Genomic DNA, 18,038 nt, shown 5'->3' on the forward strand with positions numbered 1-18,038 from the left:
GGTTCCAGCTGACGACCTCCCCGGTAGACGTGGTGGAACGCGGGATCGCCCAGGCAACCGACCTGTGCCTGCCCGACGGCCGGCTGAACCCGGATGCCGTCGGCCGGAGTCGTACGCCGTTGCACCGCGCCAACCTGCGCGGATGGGCCGAGGAGGCCCGCAACCGCTGGTGATCAGTGGCCGGACGCGTCCAGCGCCTCGGCGGTGAGGCGCCGGCCGAGCTCGATCATCTCCGTGACGCGGTGGAAGTCGAGCGAGCGCGCGGCCGAGACCGGCACGGTCACCAGGACATCGGGCGGCAGGCCGGCCATCCGGTAGCGCGCGACCAGACCCTGCATGGCGTCCAGCGAGAGCCCCACGACGTCGGAGATCCGCAGCGGATCGGGCTCGACCGGCTCCATCGAAACTGGGGGTTCGAGCTCGCGTTCGCGACCGACCGTACGGCGTACCCGGTCGACGATCTCCTCGCGCCAGGTCGGGGTGGCCGGTTCGCGGGCCGGACTGCTCTGCTCGCGAGCGCTCCGGTTGCCCTGGAGGGAGATCGCGATGGTGAGGTCGGCGGCCGCGGCGGCGGTCGGCTCGATCGGGACGGGGTTCATCAGGCCACCGTCGGCCAGCAGGCGACCGTTCATGACGACCGGCGTGATGACGCCCGGGATCGCGATCGAGGCGCGGATCGCCGACAACAGCGGGCCACGCTGGAACCACACCTCGCGCCGGGCCCTCAGGTCGGTGGCGACGGCGGTGAACGCCATCGGGAGCCCCTCGATCAGCTGCTCGCCGATCAGCTCCTCGACCTCGGCGAAGATCCGGTTGGCGGCGATCGCCCCACCTGCCGACCACTTCGGGTCGAGGAGGCGGAGGATCTCGCGCTGCTTCAGGTTGCGGACCCACTCGGTGTAGGCGTCGAGCACTCCCGCGGCGTACAGGCCGCCGACCAACGCGCCCATCGACGAGCCGGCCACCGCGACGACCTCGTGCCCGCGGGACTCGATCTCGGCGATGGCGCCGATGTGCGCATAGCCGCGGGCGCCACCGGAGCCCAGGACCAGGGCGACGCGCTGTGGAGGCATGCCTGCACCCTAGTCAGCGCGGGTGGGAGCTCCCGGATGCTCCTCGGCTAAGGCGAGGGTCTGCGCGCCGGGCACGGTGTTGACCGGCGCCGTCGACGTGGTCGGCGGTCCACGCGTCCGGAGCGTCGACCCCACCACGGTGAAGGGTCCGACCAGCCATGCCGTTGTGGCAACGCCAGCGCCGTCCAGCTCCCGATGTGCATTGTCGGACAGCACGGGGGAGCGCTCCTTGTCGGGGGTTTCCGACATGTTCGCCCCGGTGTAGTCAGGCCTCGATCGGGCCGACCTCCCAGCCCGGCGGCGAGATCGGGTGCAGCATCGCGTCGGTGCCGCCATCCACGAAGATGACCGCCCCGACGATGTTGGCGGCGCCGTCCGAGAGCAGGAACGCGATGGTGGCCGCGACCTCCTCCGGCCGGCCGAGGCGGCCGATGGCGTTGGGGTAGGCGTCGATCGCCGAGCCGAGCAGCGGGTCGGCGCGCATCTCCTCGACCATCGGGGTCTCGGTGGCGCCGGGGGCGACGGCGTTGAGGCGGATGCCGGCGCCGGCCCACTCCGGCTTCACCCCCTCGCGACGGGCCCACCAGGCGAGCGCGGCCTTGCTGGACGGGTAGGTCATCACCGAGTCGACCTTCGCGGCCTCCTCGCGGGCGAGCGGCTCGTCGTCGCGCAGGCAGGCCTGGGCCGCGGGCGCGTTCCAGCCCGGCATGCCGGTGATCGAGTTGGACGCGAGGAGCACGACGCCCGCGCCCTTCGCCGCGGCGAGCTCGGCTTGCAGCCCGCGGACGAGCGCGACCGCGCCGAAGAAGTTCACCGACACCAGCAGGTCGCCGGGTACGCCGGTGCGGCCGGCGATGCCTGCGGCCGGTACCAGCCCGTGCAGCACGTCGGTCAGCGCCTGTACGCCGGCCACGGCCGCGGCTCGTCCCTCCACGGTCGCCAGGTCGGCCGTCAGGTCGGCGTCGGTGCCCGGTCGGTCCACGGTGATCACCCGATGGCCCCGCTCGCGCAGCAGTGCGGTGGTCGCGGCCCCGATCCCGGAGGCGGCGCCGGTGACGGCGTACGTCTTCATGGCCGGAACCGTAACGCGTTCTAGTTGTCGGCTCAGGCGTAGCGGCGGGCCCGGTCGGCGGGAGAGCCGGGGCCGGAGTCCAGCAGAGCGGCGAGCTCGTGCTCGAGCACCGCACCCACGCGCTGGCAGAACGCCTCGGGCTCGTCGGCGGCGTCCGGCAACTCGGCGACGATCCGGTCGACGATGCCGCGGTCGCGCAGGTCGAGGGCGCGGACCTTCTGCGCGCGAGCCATCTCCGGTGCGTGGTCGAGGTCGCGGTGGACGATCGCGCTGGCGCCCTCCGGCGGCAGCGGCGAGAGCCAGGCGTGCTGGGCCGCGATCACCCGGTCTGCGGGCAGGAAGGCGAGCGCGCCGCCGCCGTTGCCCTCGCCCAGCATCAGGCAGAGCGTGGGGGCGTCGAGGGTGACCAGCTCGTTGAGGCAGCGGGCGATCTCGCCGGCCATGCCGCCGTTCTCGGCCTCGGCCGACAGGGCGGCGCCGCGGGTGTCGATCACGGTGACCAGCGGCAGGCCGAGGTCGGCGGCCAGCTTCATCCCGCGCTGGGCCTCGCGCAACGCCTCCGGGCCCATCGGGTGCTCGGCGGTCTGACCTCGCCGGTCCTGCCCGAGGAACACGCACGGCGCCTCGCCGAAGCTCACCAGCGCCAACAGCAGCCCGGGGTCGTGCTCGCCCTGACCCGTGCCGTTGAGCGGGATCACGTCGCTGGCGGCGTACTTCAGCAGCCGCCGTACGCCGGGCCGGTCGGGTCGTCGAGAGCGGGTGACGGCGTCCCACGTCTCGACGTCGGGGACCGGCGTGAGCGGCACCGGGTCGGGCACCGGGCTGATGCCGTGCCGCGGCGCGAGCAGGATCGAGAGCGCCCGGTCCAGGATGCCGGCGATCTCCTCGGGCGGCATGACCGCGTCGATGATGCCGTGCGCGTAGAGGTTCTCCGAGGTCTGGACGCCCTCGGGGAACGGCTTGCCGTAGAGCGCCTCGTAGACCCTCGGTCCGAGGAACCCGATCAAGGCACCGGGCTCGGCGACGGTCACGTGGCCCAGCGAGCCCCAGGACGCCATCACGCCACCGGTGGTGGGGTGGCGCAGGTAGACGAGGTACGGCAGCGCGGCCGCCTTGTGGGCCGCCACCGCCTGGGTGATCCGCACCATCTGCACGAACGCCGGGGTGCCCTCCTGCATCCGGGTGCCGCCGCTGATCGGGCCGGCGAGCAGCGGCAGCCCCTCGCGGGTCGCCCGCTCGATCGCCGCGACCAGCCGGTCCGCGGACGCCCGCCCGATCGAGCCGGCCAGGAACCGGAACTCGCCCATCACGACCGCGACCCGCCGCCCGTGCATCAGACCCTCGCCGGTGAGCACTGACTCGTCGACGCCGCTCTTCTCCCGGGCGGCCGCGAGCTCGGCAGCGTACGCCTCCGGGATCTCGCCGTACGACGGCGGCACGTCCCAGGAGCTCCACGAACCCTCGTCGAGGACGAGGTCGATGAGCTCGGCGGCCGAGAGGCGGGACGGCGTGGGGGCGTTCATCAGCGAAGGCTAACGGGTCGGGTCGGGGAATGCCGGGGCGCCTTCGGGGGCTCGCCCGGCATGGGTGAGCCCCCGATCCTTCCGCTCCTGCGCGAGCTCGGCAGCATGGTGGCCGGCGTGCCACCGCACTGGTCCGTGACGACCGGTGTCGCTAGCGGTCGCGCCAGGCGGCGAGCACCTCGGACTCGCGCTCGCGGCTCATGCCCGTGACCTTCGCGTCCGGGGTCGCCTGCAGCCAGGCGAGGGTCTCGCGGGCGGTGTCGGCGACCGGGCGCGTCACCAGCCCGGCGTCGTACGACGGGGTCGCGTCGTGAGCGGTCATGCCGTCGTACGCCGGGCGGGGGAGCCACAGCGGCAGCGAGTCGGGGCCGGCCCACGGCTCGACGCCCTGCTCGGTCAGGAACTCCTGCGGCACCCAGGTGAGCTCGACCTCGGCGTCGCAGCCCTCCGCGACGGCGGTGAGCACGTCGACCATGGTCGTCGCGTGCCCAACGCCGTCGTAGTCGCCGACGAGCCGGGACTCGGCGGCGGTGACGATCCAGGTCGCGAGGTCGTGCACGTCGATCACCTGCGTGCTGTCGTCGGGGCGACCGGGTGCGAGCACCGACCCGCCGTCGGCCATCCGCGCAGGCCAGTAGGTGAACCGGCCGCTCGGGTCGCCCGGTCCCACGATCAGGCCCGGCCGGATGACGGTGGCCGAGGCGGAACCGTCACGGACGATCTGCTCACACGCGACCTTCATCGGGCCGTAGGCCTCCAGGTCGACGGACAGGTCGACGTCCTCGTGGAGGGGCTCGCGCAACGGCAGGGTGCCGGGCCGACCCCCGGGGGTGGACTCGTCGGAGTAGACGTTGACCGTGGAGACGAAGACCCAGTGGGCGTTGGGAAGAGCGGCGACCGCCGATCGTGTCGAAGAGGGGTAGCGGCCGACGTCGACCACTGCGTCGAAGTCGTCGGCGAGGTCGGTCGGCGCGGGTTCCGCGCGATCCCACTTCACGGGCTGCGCGCCCTCCGGCACCGACCCCGACCCCGACGTACCGCGGTTGGCGCAGGTGACGTCGTGCCCGCGGCGTACGGCGTCCGCCGCGACCGCCTTGGAAAGGAACACCGAACCGCCGAGCACCAGGAGCTTCATGTCCGCAACGCTTGCGGGAATGAAGCGAGGAGGCAAGCGATTCAGCCAACAGCAGACCCCGAGAGGAGCAGCAGGTCGTGAACAGGCTCGGCTTCCTCACGATCGGACTCTTCGACCCCGGCGACCCGGCTGCGGGACACGAGTCGACGCTCCGGATCATCGAGCTCGGGGAGGAGCTCGGCTTCGACAACGCGTGGCTTCGGCACCGGCACCTGCAGTACGGCATCTCGTCGCCGGTCGCGGTGCTCGCGGCGGCCTCGCAGCGCACCAGCCGGATCGAGCTCGGTACGGCGGTCACCCCCCTCGGCTGGGAGAACCCGCTGCGCCTCGCCGAGGACTGGGCCACCGTCGACGTCCTCTCCGGCGGCCGGCTGAACCCGGGACTGAGCGTCGGGCCGCCGATGCGGTACGACGAGGTCCGCGGGGCGCTCTACCCGGACGCCGGCGACCTCGAGGACTTCAGCTACGAGCGGGTCGAGCGGTTGCTCCGGCTGGTGCGTGGCGAGCCGGCGAGCCCCTTCCGGGGGCGCGCGGGCATCGAGGACTTCTCGGATCGCGTCGAGCCGCACTCACCCGGCCTCGCGTCTCGGATCTGGTACGGCGCTGCGTCCCTGGGCTCGGCGCGGTGGGCCGGCGAGCAGGGGCTCAACCTCTTGACCAGCAGCGTGGTCAAGGCGGAGGAGTCGGAGGACTTCGAAGAGGTGCAGCTGTCGCAGATCCGCGCGTTCCGCGCGGCGCATCCGCTGGATGGCGCCGCCCGCGTGTCGCAGGGCCTGGTCGTCATCCCGACCGACGGCGCCTCCGCCGACCAACGGGCGCGCTACACGGCGTACGCCGAGTCCCGGCTGGCGCGGACGAGCGAGCCGCAGGGACCGGGGCGGCTGATGTTCGCGCCCGACATCGTCGGGACCTCGGACGATGTCGCCGAGCGGCTGAACGCGCACGCGGCGTTCCGCGAGGTCGACGAGGTCGCCTTCGCGCTGCCGTTCACCTTCGAGGAGGCCGACTACGTGCAGATCCTGACCGACATGGCGACCCGCCTCGGTCCGGCGCTGGGTTGGCAGCCGAAACCTGCCGACGCGCCGTCGCCGTAGCGGCGTGTCGGCAGGTTTCCCCGGGCGCCCGGGGAAACCCGCGACCCCCACCTAGCTCCGCTGCGGCGTCGTCTCGCCCAGCAGCCAGTCGTCGAAGAACCCCGACAGGTCCTCGCCGGTCTGCTCGGACCACCACGTCGTGATGTCGGCGTAGTCGGCGTTGCCGTTGTCGTGGGCGGCCGGCCACGCGCGCACCAGGCGCCAGAACTCGTCGTCGCCCAACCGCTTGCGGAGCTCGTCCCACATCAGCGCGGGGCCGTAGTAGACGTTCCCGGCGCCGAAGGCCTCCGGATCGTAGTCGGCCGGCGGGCCGTGGTCCGAGCGCAGCCGCGGCTCCGTCTCTGCCCACTCGTCCATCACCGACTCGATCGTGGTGCCGTCGGACTGGGCCTGCCACGCGCCCTGGATGAACATCGCCATGCCCTCGTTCATCCACATGTCGCGCCAGTCGACCGGCGTGACCTGGTCGCCCCACCACTGGTGCGCCATCTCGTGGACCAGCACCTCCGGTGACGTCGCGTACGCCGAGTCGCCGAGGGTGATCATCGTCTGGGTCTCCATGCCGCTCGTGGAGTCCACGATCAGGAAGCCGAGCGACCCGAACGGATACGGGCCCAGCCGCTCCTCCAGCCAGTCCAGCCCGGCCGGTGCCTCCCGGAGCTTCGCGACGAGCTCGGGGCGCCCGCGGGGCGTCCAGTAGGCGATCGGGACGCCGGACGCCGAGCGCTCCTTCGTCTCGACCAGGTCGGCGATCGCGATCGTGACGAGGTACGACGCCGCCGGCTCGTCGAGCTCCCAGCGGGTGGTGGTCTCCCCGGCCGTCGTGCTGCGCGAGACCAGCTCGCCGTTGGCGACGCCGACCAGCGGAGCGGGCGCGGTGATGGTGAAGGAGTAGAGCGCCTTGTCGGAGGGCTGGTCGTTGACGGCGTACCAGGAGTAGGCGCCGTACGGCTGCTGCATCGTCCAGACCTCGCCGTCGGCGGTGGTCTCCCAGCCGATGGTGTCCATGTCCCTGCGCTGAGAGGGTGCCGGCACCGGCGTCGGCGTGCCGTCGTACTCGATGACCAGCCGGTAGACCTGGTCGGCCCGCGCGGCGTGCGAGATCACCAGGTCCTTACCGCGGTGCTCGTACGCCGCGTCCGAGCCGTCGACCGATACCGACCCGATCTCGAGGTCGGCGGCGAGGTCCAGCTGCAGGTGGTCGGCGTCGTCGGTGGCTCGCAGCCGCACGGTCTCGCGGCCCGTCATGGTGCGGGTGTCGGGGTCCCACGCGATGTCGAGCGCGTACTCCAGGGCGTCCACGCCCGGGTCGCCCACCTCGGGATAGACCCCGTCTTCAACGGGGTTGCTCAAACCCGGCGACTCCGAACTCGTCGTCGCCTGTGCGCTGGGCGCCGGCGACGGTGAGCCGTCCGGCTCGTCGTCCGAGGACGTGCAGCCGGCGAGCAGCAGGACGCCGGCGACCAGGGCGGCGACCACCCTCACTCGGAGCCCCACAGCAATGGCCGGGCGAGCTTGCGACCGTGATGGATCTGCGCCTTGACGGTGCCGAGCGGGGCGCCGACCTGGCGGGCGATCTCCTCATACGAGAGCCCGTAGACGTCCCGCAGGAGGAGCGGCTCGACGAACTGGGGGTGGTCCCGCTCGATCGTCTCCATCGCCTCGAGCAGGTCGAGGCGGGTGCCGGCGATGACGCTGGTCGTGCGCGGGTCGGGACGATCGACGCCGGCGTACTCCATCGGGTCGCGGGGCGTCGCCAGGTTCTTCATCCGGCGGTACGTCGAGCGCGCGCTGTTGAGCGCGACCACGTGCATCCAGGTGGTGAAGCGACCCTGACCGTTCCAGGACCCGACCTTGTTGGCGATGTTGAGCAGCGCCTCCTGGCACGCGTCCTCCGCGTCGGGCAGGTGCGGGAGGACGCCGCGACAGACGTTGAGCGCTCGGGGCCGGATGGCGGTGAGGAGCGCCTCCAGGGAGTCTCGGTCTCCGTCCTGCGCGCGGCGCGCGAGCTCGTCGATCTCGTCCGGCCCCAGACCATCGGTCGTCATGAACGCACCCTTCCCCGTTGTGTGCTCATTGTGCAGGCCCCACCCGAACGGGTGGTTGTTCGCCGAGGGCGGGTGACTCGCGTAACCGTGGGCACCTACGGCTCGTTCGTCATGGTCAGGGCCACCACTCGGAGGGCCCGACATCGACTCGTTCGGGGGATGCGATGAAAGCCAGTTCCTGGAAGACGCCTGCCGCAGTCACGACCGTGCTCACACTGGGGTGGGCCGGTCTCAGCATCGGAGGTGCTCCGTTGCTCGCGGCCGCCGCCGGAGCAGCGCCGCCCGGCCCGTACGGCGCCTCGACGCACGCCGAGGTCGCGCACGTGAATGCGATCAGCCTGCCCGGGCTTCCTTCCGTGGCCGACCTCTCGATCGCTTGGGGTGACCGGTGCCGCCGGCTCGACCGCGACGCCACGCGCCTCGGCCGACGCCCGCAACCTGGGTGGCACCGGGCTCGCGGGCACTCCGCTCCCGTTGCTGTCGTCGGCTCACAGCGAGGCGACGACAGGGGCACCGTCGCCCGACCTGACGACCGCGACCACCGCGCCCGTCACGGTGCCTGGCCTGGTCGACCTCGGTCTCTCCACGTCGACGGCCCAGGCACGCACCACGGCCGACGGCTCGTGTCTTCCGGTGGGTGCACTGTCGTCGGCCTCCACGGCCACGACGGCTGGGGCGACCGTGGTCCCGGCGAACATCCCCGGGTTGGGTGACGTCAGCGTGCTGACGCTGCCGAAGGACGTCGCGACGTCGCAGCACACGCAGCTCGTCGGCCGCACCGGCGGTGACGCGGTCCGCGCCACCGCCTCCGGCTCGACGGTCGACGTCGAGCTGCTCGGGGGTGCCGCGACGATCAAGGTGCTCGACCCGGCAGTCCTGACGGCGACCGCGGGCGGCACCAGCGGCAGCGCCGACGTCACGTACGACGCACCAGCCGTCTCGGTCGTCGCGGGCGGACAGTCGTACGCCGTGCCCAGCAACGGCAGCCCCGTCTCCATCGCTCTCCCGGCCAACCCGGGCCTGAGCCTCGAGGTGTCCGCACCCGGGCTCGCCTCGCAGACCGAGAGCGCTGACGGCAGCTCGGCCAGTGGCTCGGCGACCGTGCTGCACGTGGCTCTCGGGCTCGCCGGCTCGTCGCTCCTCGACGTCGACCTGCTGCCGCTCAGCGCCGCCGCGACGGCCCCCGCAGGTGGTGTCGACTGTGCCAGGAGCGCCGGTGGCGGCAGCGCCGCGGACCCGGACGGTGACGGGCTGACCAACGCCCAGGAGACCCAGTACGGCACCGACCCGGGCAACGCCGACACCGACGGTGACGGCTACGGGGACGGATACGAGGTCGTCAACGGTTCTGACCCGCTCGACTCCGCGTCTCCAGGCGCCGGCGCACCCGGCACGGACACCGATGGTGATGGCGTGAGCGACGCCGACGAGCTGCGGGGCGGCACCAACCCCGTCAACCCGGACACGGACGGCGACCTGCTCTCCGACGGCGGTGAGGGCATCAGGGGGACCAACCCCCTTGTCGCCGACACCGACGGTGACGGACTCCAGGACGGGCAGGAGGTCCTGGCCAGGACGAACCCGCTCAAGGCCGACACCGATGGCGACCGGATCCAGGACGGCCGAGAGGTCAACGGGTTCAAGATCCCCGGCATCGGCGTCGTCCGGACCAACCCGCTGAAGACCGACACCGACGGTGACGGCATCAAGGACCGACGCGAGGCCCGCGGCATCAAGATCAAGCGGAAGGTCTCCGTGCACGGCAAGAAGGCCCACCGGATCGGTCTGGTGCGGACCGATCCGTCGCGGAAGGACACCGACCGGGACGGGCTCGGCGACCGGGTCGAGGTGCGTGGCTTCAAGAACAAGCGCTACCACGTCCGCTACGTCAGCAACCCGCGCTCGAAGGACTCCGACCGCGATGGCCTGGGCGACCGCGCCGAGGTGACCGGCAAGCGCAACAAGCGCCACGGGCGGATGCCGAGCAACCCGCTGAACTGGGACACCGACCGCGGGGGCGCCTCCGACGGTCGAGAGGTCCGCGCCGGCAGCAACCCCGCCAAGCTGGGCTAGGCACAGGACAAACGGATGAGGTCGCAACCGACGATGCGGTTGCGACCTCACCCGACCGATGTCGGCCCGGGAGCTACTTGACCTCGGACCGGACGACCATCCGGAGCCCGACCGCGAGGGGGACGACCAACCAGAAGAAGCCGGTGACGGCCAGCTGGGCCCAGTTCTCGCCGGTCATGACGCCGTTGAAGAGGTTGCCCTGGGCGAAGTTGAAGTCGACCCACGGCTGCAGGTCCTCGAACCACTGCTGGTTCATGGCGAGCAGCATCGTCAGCGGCGGCAGAGCGAACCCGTAGACGAAGTAGCCGACGATGGCGGCGGCCGAGTTGCGGATCAGCACGCCGAGCATGAAGCCGACGAGCATGCCGAGGACGTTGGCCACGATGATGTACGAGAGCTCGGTCGCGCTGACGTTCCAGACCGTGTCGGTGCCGGTGATCGCGGTGCCGAGCACGTTGCCGACGGCGCCGATCGCGGCAGCCATCAGCATGGAGACCACGCCGATGCCGATCGTGACGGCGAGCTTGGCGCCGATCACCCGACTGCGGTGGGGCACCAGGGTGAACGTCGTCAGCCCGGTGCGCTGGCTCCACTCACTGGTCACCGACAGGGCGGCGATGATCGGCAGGAGCACCGCCATCGGGAAGCCGATCGCCGAGGCGAACGACTCGTAGGTGAGCTCGCTGTCGGGTGCGAACACGATCGTCGCAGCGGTGGCGACCACCGCGAGGATCGCGATGCTGGCCATCAGCCAGAAGCCGGACCGGGTGTCGAACGACTTGCGCAACTCGACGGACATCAGCCGCGACATCGGGATCCGCGTGGGGGCCGGCCGCGCCGTACGCGTCACCTCGGTGACGGCGTCGATGGTCGTGGCGCTCATGCTGCTACTCCTTCTCGCTGGGTGTCTGCGGTGAGCTCGAGGAACATCTCCTCGAGCCCGGCGCCTTCGGCGGCGCGGAGCTCGGTCAGGGCGACACCGGCTCCCAGAGCCACCTGCCCGACGACGTCCGGCTCGGCGTCGACCCTGAGCGCGTCGGTCATCTGGGAGAAGTCCAGGCCGGCGTCGACGAGGCCGCGGGTGAGGGCGGGTACGTCGCGGGTGCGGACCAGCGTGCCCGCGGAGGCGAGCAACTCGGCCTTGGTGCCCTGGGCGACGATGCGGCCGTTGCCGATGACGACCAGGTCGTCGGCGATGACCTCGATCTCGTGCAGCAGGTGCGACGAGAGCAGGACGGTGCCGCCGCGGTCGGCGTACCCGCGGAGCAGGTCGCGCATCCAGCGGATGCCGGCCGGGTCGAGGCCGTTGGCCGGCTCGTCCAGGATCAAGACCTCTGGCTCGCCGAGCAGCGCGGCCGCGATGCCGAGCCGCTGGCGCATGCCGAGCGAGTAGTTGCGCACCCGGCGACCGGCCTCGGTCGGTGTCAGGCTGACCAGGTCGAGGATCTCGTCGACCCGGGCCGCGGGCAGCCCCATCGTGCGCTGCGCGACGGTGAGGATCTCGCGGCCGGTGCGTCCGGCGTGCTGGGCCGAGGCGTCCAGGAGGACGCCCACCTCGAGGCCCGGGTTGGGCAGGTCGGCGAAGCGCCGCCCGCTGACGGTGGCGGATCCGGACGTGGCGGGGGTGAGCCCGACCATGATCCGCATGGTGGTGGTCTTCCCGGCGCCGTTGGGGCCCAGGAATCCGGTGACGCGGCCGGGCCGCGCCGTGAAGCTGACATCGTCGACGGCAGCGAACCCGCCGTACTGCTTGCTGAGGGACTCGACCTTGATCATGACCTGAGCCTCGCGGGCCCGAGGGGGTGCCCACATCGGGGAGACGGGGCACCTGATCCCTGAGCCGACCCCGAGTCCTCTCGGGGTAGCACCCCTGGCCCCAACCCGTGGCCCCGCCATAATGCGGTCGTGCCCATGCCTGCTCGTCTCGGTCGCTATGCCGTGCGCCGCCGCATCGGCGCGGGCGCGTTCGCGACCGTCTGGCTGGCGTACGACGAGCAGCTCGACTCAGCCGTCGCGGTCAAGGTGCTCGCCGAGAACTGGAGCGAGGACCTGGCCGTGCGCCGGCGGTTCCTGGAGGAGGGTCGCTTCCTGCGCAAGGTCGAGTCGCCGTACGTCGTGACCGTCTACGACGCGGGCGAGCTCGACGATGGGCGCCCCTACCTGGTGATGTCGTACGCCGACCAGGGGACCCTCGCCGACCGGTTGGAGATCGACGGGCTGACGGCCGCGCAGGTGCTGGGGGTGATCCGCGAGATCGGCGCCGGGCTGCAGACCCTGCACGAGCGCGGAGTGCTGCACCGCGACCTCAAGCCCGCCAACGTGCTCTTCCGAGCGGTCGACGGGCGCGTCCGTGCGATGGTCGCCGACCTCGGTCTCGGCAAGTCGATGGAGGTGTCGTCGCGGCTCACGGTGATCGCCGGGACGCCGTCGTTCGTCGCCCCCGAGCAGGCGCAGGGCGAGCCGCTCGACCCCCGCGCCGACCAGTACTCTCTCGCCGCTCTGACCTACCTGATGCTCGCCTCCCGCGCGGCGTTCTCCCACGCCTCGCTGTCGGCCGCGGCGACCCCGGGGCCGCCGCCGCCGCTGTCGACCGAGGAGCGGCCGTACCCGCCCGAGGTCGAGGCCGTCGTGTGCCGTGGGTTGGCGGCCGACCGCGAGGACCGCTGGCCCGACGTGGCGTCGTACGTCGCGGCGCTGGAGGCCGCGCTCGTGCCGGTCGCCGGCACGGACGCCGAGACCGATGCCGAGGTCTGGCTGCCCCTCGACCCACACCTGACCCAGCTCGGTGCGGCGCCCTCGCTGAAGGTCGACGACGGACCGCTGCCCGAGCCGGCCCTGCCCCGGCGTACGAGAAGGCGCTGGCTCGCCGGGCTCGCTGTTGCCGCGCTGGTCGTGGCCCTGGCGGGCGTCGGTGGCTACGTCGCCGCCGGGGACGGTCCGGACGAGGCGACGGTCAGCGATGAGGACGGCGCCCTGACCGTCACGGTGCCGATCGGGTGGAAGCGCGCGGTCGCCGATGACGGCTGGCAGCCTCCGCACGAGACGTCGGACTACCCGGCACTCTCGGTCGGCACGGAGCCGGGCTGGAGCGACGAGCTGGACTCCCAGGGGGTGTTCGTGGGCATCCTGCCCGGCACCGACCTGCCTGCCCGGGTGCCCGGACACCCCGAGTGCACCACCGCGCAGGAGCCGGTGGATGGTGACGGCACCGGCCGCGAGGCGATCACGGTCTTCTACACCGGGTGCGACGACGGGGTGATGGTCGAGCGCGTCGTCCGGCTCACCGACAACCGGCTGCTGTGGGTGCAGGTCCGGAGCTCCACCACGGCGACGGCCAACCAGGTGCTCGACTCGGTCGAGACCCACGGCTTCAGCTGACGTCCGTCTCCGACATCATCCGGTCGAAGAGCGCCTTGAGCCCGGGGCGGTCCGCCTCCCGCCCGATCACCCCGATGTAGACGTCGGCGAAGCCCGATCCCGGGCGGGACAGGTAGCCCTCGTACGAGAACCGGCGGTGCTTGTCGGCCACGTAGCTCGCCGCGAACCGGTCCGGCTCTCGCTCGACCTCCAGGTTGGTGACATCCGCAGCGCTGTCGAGGTCGGCGATGCGGTTGCGGACCGCCGAGTCGATGGTGCGGTAGCCGTTGCCGATCTGGAGGACCTTGATGAAGTAGACGTTCCTGGTCAGCCGCCACGACGGGTACCACTTCCACTCGCTGGCGTTTGCTTCGCTGCGCACCCAGCCTCGCGGGATCGGGACCTTCACCTGGAACGGCGGGGCGCCGACCGTCTGGCGACGTACGCGCACGTCCGGGCGGAGCGCCGGCGCGAGGTTGTCGGCGACCACGACGGCCGGGATGACCGGATAGCTGGGTGACGAGGCCGGGACCGGGACGGCGGAGAACGTCGTCGGGTCGGTGGGTCGCTCGGTGCCCAACCAGTAGCCGACCGCCCCTGCCATCAGGGCGAGAGCGAGCGCCAACCCGATCCAGCGCACCATGCGGCACACCGTATCCGCGCACGCCCGCTCCTGCGGACGGGGCGGGTCGATTGCGGGTTTGACTGGTCGGTGCCGGATCGTGTGCCAGAGTGTGACAGCGCTGACCACTCGGAGGGGCACCGAATGAGCGAGATCTGGATCGATCGACACCGTGAGCGGTTGGACGCTGCGGTCGCCGCGTCCGCGGCCCGCACCTACTTCTCCGCCTTCGAGGCCTCGCCTTCGCCGGGTCCCTCCGGCGCAGCGGCGCGACGAACGGGTACCGCGGCCTTTCGGTCCTGGCTGGACGAGGAGTTCCCGCTGGCCACGCCGGGTGCGGACGGGACGGTGGCGACCGAGCGCTCGCCGTTCGGCTTCGACCTCCGGGTGCGGTACCCCCGGGTCACGGACATCGAGACCTTGCTCGCTCCCCGCCGGGGCGCCCGAGCGTGGCGCGACGCCGGCCCGGACGGGCGGGTCGGCGTCTGCATGCAGATCCTGGACCGGCTGTACGACCGGGGCTTCGAGATCGCGAGCGCCGTACGGCACACCAGTGGCCAGCCGTTCGGTGTCGCCTTCTCGTCCAGCGTCGCCAACACCCTCGACCGGAGCCTCGAGGCGCTCGCGTGGTCGTGGCAGGCGCAGTCCCGGGTAGCCCCCACCGCAGTGTGGACGCGGCCGGGTGACGGTGGCGGGGGGATGGAGAAGACTTACACCGTCATCCCGCGGGGCACCTCGTTGGTGATCGGCAGCGACGTCTTCCCGACGTGGAACGCGTGGCCGGCGCTCTTCGCCTCCTTGGCCGCGGGCAACCGGGTCGTCGTCCAGCCACACCCCTCGGCGGTGTTGCCGCTGGCGATCACGGTGCAGGTCTGCCAGGAGGTGCTCGCCGAGGCCGGGTTCGACGTCGGCCTGGTGACGCTCGCCGTCGGTGACCACGCGGACCACCTGCACGAGCAGCTCGCCGTACGTCCTGAGGTGCGGATCATCGACTTCACCGGGTCCGCCAGCTTCTGCAACTGGCTCGAGGAGCGGGCCGGGCAGGCCGTGCTCTTCACCGACTCGCCCGGCGTCAACAGCGTGATCCTCGACTCCACCGACGACTTCGGTGCCCTGTGCGGCCACCTCGCCAGGTCGCTGGCCCTGTGCACGGGCCAGATGAGCACGGCACCCCAGAACTTGCTGGTGCCGCGCGACGGCATCGAGACCGACGAGGGCCTCAAGTCGCCCCGCGAGGTGGCCGACGGCCTCGCGGCCGCGTTCGACCGACTGCTGTCCGACGACGAGAGTGCCGTGGAGATCCTGGGTGCCCTCGCCAGTCCGGCGGTGCTGGAGTTCGTCGAGTCGGCGTCCAAGGAGGGTGAGGTGCTCATCGCCAGCCGCCGCGTCACCCACCCGATGTACGCCGACGCCGAGGTGCACACTCCGGTGCTGGTCGGCCTGCAGGCCGTCGACGCCGACGTCTACTCGGGCGAGAACCTCGGCGCGGTCTGCTACCTGGTCGAGACCGCTGACACGGAGGAGTCGATCGCGCTCTTCTACCTGATGGCCAGTAGACACGGAGCCGTGTCGGCCTCGGTCTACTCGACGTCGCCGGCCGTCGTCGACGAGGTGCGCGACGTCGCCCTCGATGTCGGCGTGGCCCTGTCGGAGAACCTGCTCGACCAGGTCTACGTCAACACGGTGTCGGCGTTCTCGGACTTCTACGGCGCCGGCGCCAGCCCCGCCTCGGGTGCGACCTTCCTCGACGCGGCCTTCGTGGCACCGCGGTTCCGGATCGCGCAGTCGCGTCGGCCCGTTTAGGCGGTGAAACCACCGATGATTCGAGAAGTTTCGGCAGGTCTGTCGATTTCGTAGTCCCCCGTTCGTGGAGAAGGTGACGAAACCCTCCCACCCAGGAGATCCCGATGACCGACGTCAAGACCCGCTGGCTGGCGCTCTACGTGCTGTGCCTGGGCGACCTCATGATCGTGCTCGACTCGAGCATCGTGAACGTCGCGCTGCCCTCCATCCAGTCCGACCTGGGCTTCTCCCAGGCGGCGCTCGCATGGGTGGTCAACGCCTACCTGCTGACCTTCGGCGGTTTCCTGCTGCTGTCGGGGCGGCTCGGCGACCTGCTCGGCAACCGGCGCGTCTTCATGGGCGGTGTCGTGGCCTTCGTGGTCGCGTCGGTCGCCTGCGGACTGGCGCCGACGGCCGGGCTACTTGTCGCCGGCCGTGCGGTCCAGGGCCTGGGCGGGGCCGCCGTCTCCGCGGTCGCGCTCTCGCTGATCGTCGGGTTGTTCCAGGATCCGACCGAGCGGGCAAAGGCGATGGGCTTCTTCGGCTTCGTGATGTCCGGTGGCGGCGCCGTCGGCGTACTCCTCGGTGGCGTGCTCACCGGCCTCTTCTCCTGGCACTGGATCTTCCTCGTCAACGTGCCGGTCGGCGTCGGGGTGTGGATCGCCGCCCGTCGCGTGCTGCCCGCGGACGACGTGGTCGAGCAGCGCGGCCGGATCGACGTGCTCGGCGCGGTCCTGGTGACCGCCGCACTGATGCTGTCGGTCTACGGGATCGTCGAGAGTGAGGCGTGGCTGATCGCCGGCAGCGTGGTGCTGCTCGCGGTGTTCGTGCTGTGGGAGTCACGGGTCGCCGAGCCGCTGGTCCCGCTGCGGCTCTTCCGCCTCCGCAACGTCGTGGTGTCGCAGGTCGTCGGCGTGCTGTGGGCCGCCGCGATGTTCGCCTGGTTCTTCCTGGCGGCGCTCTATCTCCAGCAGGTGCTGGGGTACGACGCCCTCGAGGTCGGGCTGGCGTTCGTCCCGACCAGCGTCGTGATGGCGTACTGCTCGCTGCGGGTCTCCGACAAGCTGGTGCTGCGCCTCGGCATCCGTCCGCCGCTCGTCGCGGGTCTGTTGCTGGCCTGCGCCAGCCTGGCGCTCTTCTCCCGTGCCCCTGTCGACGGGAGCTTCCTCGCTGACGTGTTGCCCTCGATGCTGCTGCTCGGCGCCGGTGCCGGCATCGCCTTCAACCCGGTGCTGCTGGCGGCGATGGGTGACGTCGAGCCGCACGAGTCCGGGCTCGCCTCGGGCGTCGTCAACACGTCCTTCATGATGGGCGGCGCACTCGGCCTGGCCGTGCTGGTCAGCCTGTCGTCCTCACAGACCTCCTCGCTCCTCGCTGACGGCGCCGGATCGCTCGAGGCGCTCAATGGCGGCTTCCAGCTCGCGTTCGCAGCCGGCGCGGCCTTCGCCGGCCTCGCCGCGATCATCGGTGGCGTGTTCCTGCGGCCCAAGCCGATGGCAACCATGGACCCGCACGCCGTCGTCCCTGACGAGGAGCCCTGCCCGGACGCCGCCTGAGTGAGTGCCGGTGGTTGAGGTGTGATGGCCGTTAGGCCCGAGCCTTGACAGGCTCGACCACCGGGGGCCGCGTGGGCCGTCACCTCGCCGGCCCCTCAGCGATGACGTGACGTTCGCGTTGTTCGAACGTTCGTGCAACGCAGAACCTGGAATGGAGCTTGGCTGCGGTCGGCTGACAACGGGGGCGTCTCGGTGGTCGAGCAGCGAGCTCCGGCGAGCGTCGTCGAGACCCCCGCACCTGAGGGCCCTGTCTGGGCTGCGGGGGTCTCGACAGGCTCGACCACCGGGGGCCGCGCGGGCCGTCACCTCGCCGGCCCCTCACTGAGCGATGACGTGACGTTCGCGTTGTTCGAACGTTCGTGCAACGCAGAACCTCGAATGGAGCTTGGCTGCCGTTGGCTGACAACGCGGGTGTCCCGGTGGTTGAGCAAGCGAGCTCGGGCGGGCGTCGTCGAGGCCCCCGCACCTGAGGGCCCTGTCTGGGTTGCGGGGGTCTCGGCAGGCTCGACCACCGGGGGCCGCGTGGGCCGTCACCTCGCCGGCCCTCAGCGATGACGTGACGTTCGCGTTGTTCGAACGTTCGTGCAACGCAGAACCTCGAATGGAGCTTGGCCACCGTCGGCTGACCACGCCACCGGCCACACCACCGACCACGCGCTCGGCGGCGCGACGACCGCGGTCAACGGCCAATGGCGGGTGCGGT

16 protein-coding genes are annotated in these 18,038 nt (G+C 71.6%); 6 read left to right on the top strand and 10 right to left on the bottom strand.

What is annotated here, in order from left to right; translation table 11 throughout:
- The first annotated feature begins 32 nt into the window (after positions 1-32).
- Positions 33-173 (top strand): hypothetical protein, encoded by a 141-nt coding sequence (locus ABEA33_RS19345; protein ID WP_345528569.1) that lies wholly within the window; start codon positions 33-35, stop codon positions 171-173.
- Here the strand turns inward: ABEA33_RS19345 and ABEA33_RS19350 are convergent, their stop codons facing one another.
- The 5 genes from ABEA33_RS19350 to ABEA33_RS19370 form a co-directional block, all read right to left on the bottom strand.
- Complete coding sequence (locus tag ABEA33_RS19350) at positions 174-1,073, bottom strand: patatin-like phospholipase family protein (protein ID WP_345528570.1); 900 nt, start codon at positions 1,071-1,073, stop codon at positions 174-176. It lies immediately after the preceding gene.
- Between the two features lie 9 nt (positions 1,074-1,082).
- Positions 1,083-1,322 (bottom strand): hypothetical protein, encoded by a 240-nt coding sequence (locus tag ABEA33_RS19355; RefSeq protein WP_345528571.1) that lies wholly within the window; start codon positions 1,320-1,322, stop codon positions 1,083-1,085.
- Between the two features lie 16 nt (positions 1,323-1,338).
- Positions 1,339-2,145, bottom strand: a complete 807-nt coding sequence (locus ABEA33_RS19360; protein ID WP_345528572.1) for an SDR family oxidoreductase — start codon at positions 2,143-2,145, stop codon at positions 1,339-1,341.
- A gap of 32 nt (positions 2,146-2,177) precedes the next feature.
- The gene (locus ABEA33_RS19365) at positions 2,178-3,668 is read right to left on the bottom strand and encodes a carboxyl transferase domain-containing protein (RefSeq protein WP_345528573.1); all 1,491 of its coding nucleotides are present in this window, start codon (positions 3,666-3,668) and stop codon (positions 2,178-2,180) included.
- A gap of 151 nt (positions 3,669-3,819) precedes the next feature.
- Positions 3,820-4,803, bottom strand: a complete 984-nt coding sequence (locus ABEA33_RS19370; RefSeq protein WP_345528574.1) for an NAD-dependent epimerase/dehydratase family protein — start codon at positions 4,801-4,803, stop codon at positions 3,820-3,822.
- 77 nt (positions 4,804-4,880) lie between these two features.
- On the opposite strand from ABEA33_RS19370, the gene ABEA33_RS19375 reads away from it, so the two are divergent.
- The gene (locus ABEA33_RS19375) at positions 4,881-5,897 is read left to right on the top strand and encodes an LLM class flavin-dependent oxidoreductase (protein WP_345528575.1); all 1,017 of its coding nucleotides are present in this window, start codon (positions 4,881-4,883) and stop codon (positions 5,895-5,897) included.
- Between the two features lie 51 nt (positions 5,898-5,948).
- Here the strand turns inward: ABEA33_RS19375 and ABEA33_RS19380 are convergent, their stop codons facing one another.
- Both ABEA33_RS19380 and ABEA33_RS19385 read right to left on the bottom strand, forming a co-directional pair.
- Positions 5,949-7,382, bottom strand: a complete 1,434-nt coding sequence (locus tag ABEA33_RS19380; protein ID WP_345528576.1) for a M1 family metallopeptidase — start codon at positions 7,380-7,382, stop codon at positions 5,949-5,951.
- Positions 7,379-7,945: an RNA polymerase sigma factor gene (locus ABEA33_RS19385; protein WP_345528577.1), complete on the bottom strand. Its 567-nt coding sequence runs from the start codon at positions 7,943-7,945 to the stop codon at positions 7,379-7,381. Before ABEA33_RS19385 ends, ABEA33_RS19380 begins: the two co-directional genes overlap by 4 nt.
- Before the next feature lie 381 nt (positions 7,946-8,326).
- On the opposite strand from ABEA33_RS19385, the gene ABEA33_RS19390 reads away from it, so the two are divergent.
- Positions 8,327-10,018 carry a binary toxin-like calcium binding domain-containing protein gene (locus ABEA33_RS19390; RefSeq protein WP_345528578.1) on the top strand — a complete coding sequence of 564 codons (1,692 nt, stop codon included), beginning with the start codon at positions 8,327-8,329 and terminating at the stop codon, positions 10,016-10,018.
- A 73-nt stretch (positions 10,019-10,091) separates the two neighbouring features.
- On the opposite strand, the gene ABEA33_RS19395 is transcribed toward ABEA33_RS19390, so the two are convergent.
- Both ABEA33_RS19395 and ABEA33_RS19400 read right to left on the bottom strand, forming a co-directional pair.
- The gene (locus ABEA33_RS19395; protein ID WP_345528579.1) at positions 10,092-10,901 is read right to left on the bottom strand and encodes an ABC transporter permease; all 810 of its coding nucleotides are present in this window, start codon (positions 10,899-10,901) and stop codon (positions 10,092-10,094) included.
- The gene (locus ABEA33_RS19400; protein ID WP_345528581.1) at positions 10,898-11,794 is read right to left on the bottom strand and encodes an ABC transporter ATP-binding protein; all 897 of its coding nucleotides are present in this window, start codon (positions 11,792-11,794) and stop codon (positions 10,898-10,900) included. The genes ABEA33_RS19395 and ABEA33_RS19400 overlap by 4 nt, the downstream gene beginning before the upstream one ends.
- 135 nt (positions 11,795-11,929) lie before the next feature.
- Here ABEA33_RS19400 and ABEA33_RS19405 point away from each other — a divergent pair, with 135 nt between their 5' ends.
- The gene (locus tag ABEA33_RS19405; RefSeq protein ID WP_345528644.1) at positions 11,930-13,396 is read left to right on the top strand and encodes a serine/threonine-protein kinase; all 1,467 of its coding nucleotides are present in this window, start codon (positions 11,930-11,932) and stop codon (positions 13,394-13,396) included.
- On the opposite strand, the gene ABEA33_RS19410 is transcribed toward ABEA33_RS19405, so the two are convergent.
- On the bottom strand, positions 13,389-14,018 hold the full coding sequence (locus ABEA33_RS19410; protein WP_345528582.1) for a hypothetical protein: 630 nt from the start codon (positions 14,016-14,018) through the stop codon (positions 13,389-13,391). The genes ABEA33_RS19405 and ABEA33_RS19410 overlap by 8 nt on opposite strands.
- Before the next feature lie 123 nt (positions 14,019-14,141).
- Between ABEA33_RS19410 and paaN the strand changes: the two genes are divergently transcribed.
- Together paaN and ABEA33_RS19420 are read left to right on the top strand one after the other, a co-directional pair.
- On the top strand, positions 14,142-15,800 hold the full coding sequence (gene paaN / locus ABEA33_RS19415; protein ID WP_345528583.1) for a phenylacetic acid degradation protein PaaN: 1,659 nt from the start codon (positions 14,142-14,144) through the stop codon (positions 15,798-15,800).
- A 104-nt stretch (positions 15,801-15,904) separates the two neighbouring features.
- Entirely contained in the window at positions 15,905-17,335 is a 1,431-nt protein-coding gene (locus tag ABEA33_RS19420) for a DHA2 family efflux MFS transporter permease subunit (protein ID WP_345528584.1), read from the top strand.
- The last annotated feature ends 703 nt before the right edge of the window (positions 17,336-18,038 follow it).

Origin of the sequence: Nocardioides endophyticus (assembly GCF_039543845.1) — a bacterium.
Lineage (GTDB): Bacteria > Actinomycetota > Actinomycetes > Propionibacteriales > Nocardioidaceae > Nocardioides > Nocardioides endophyticus.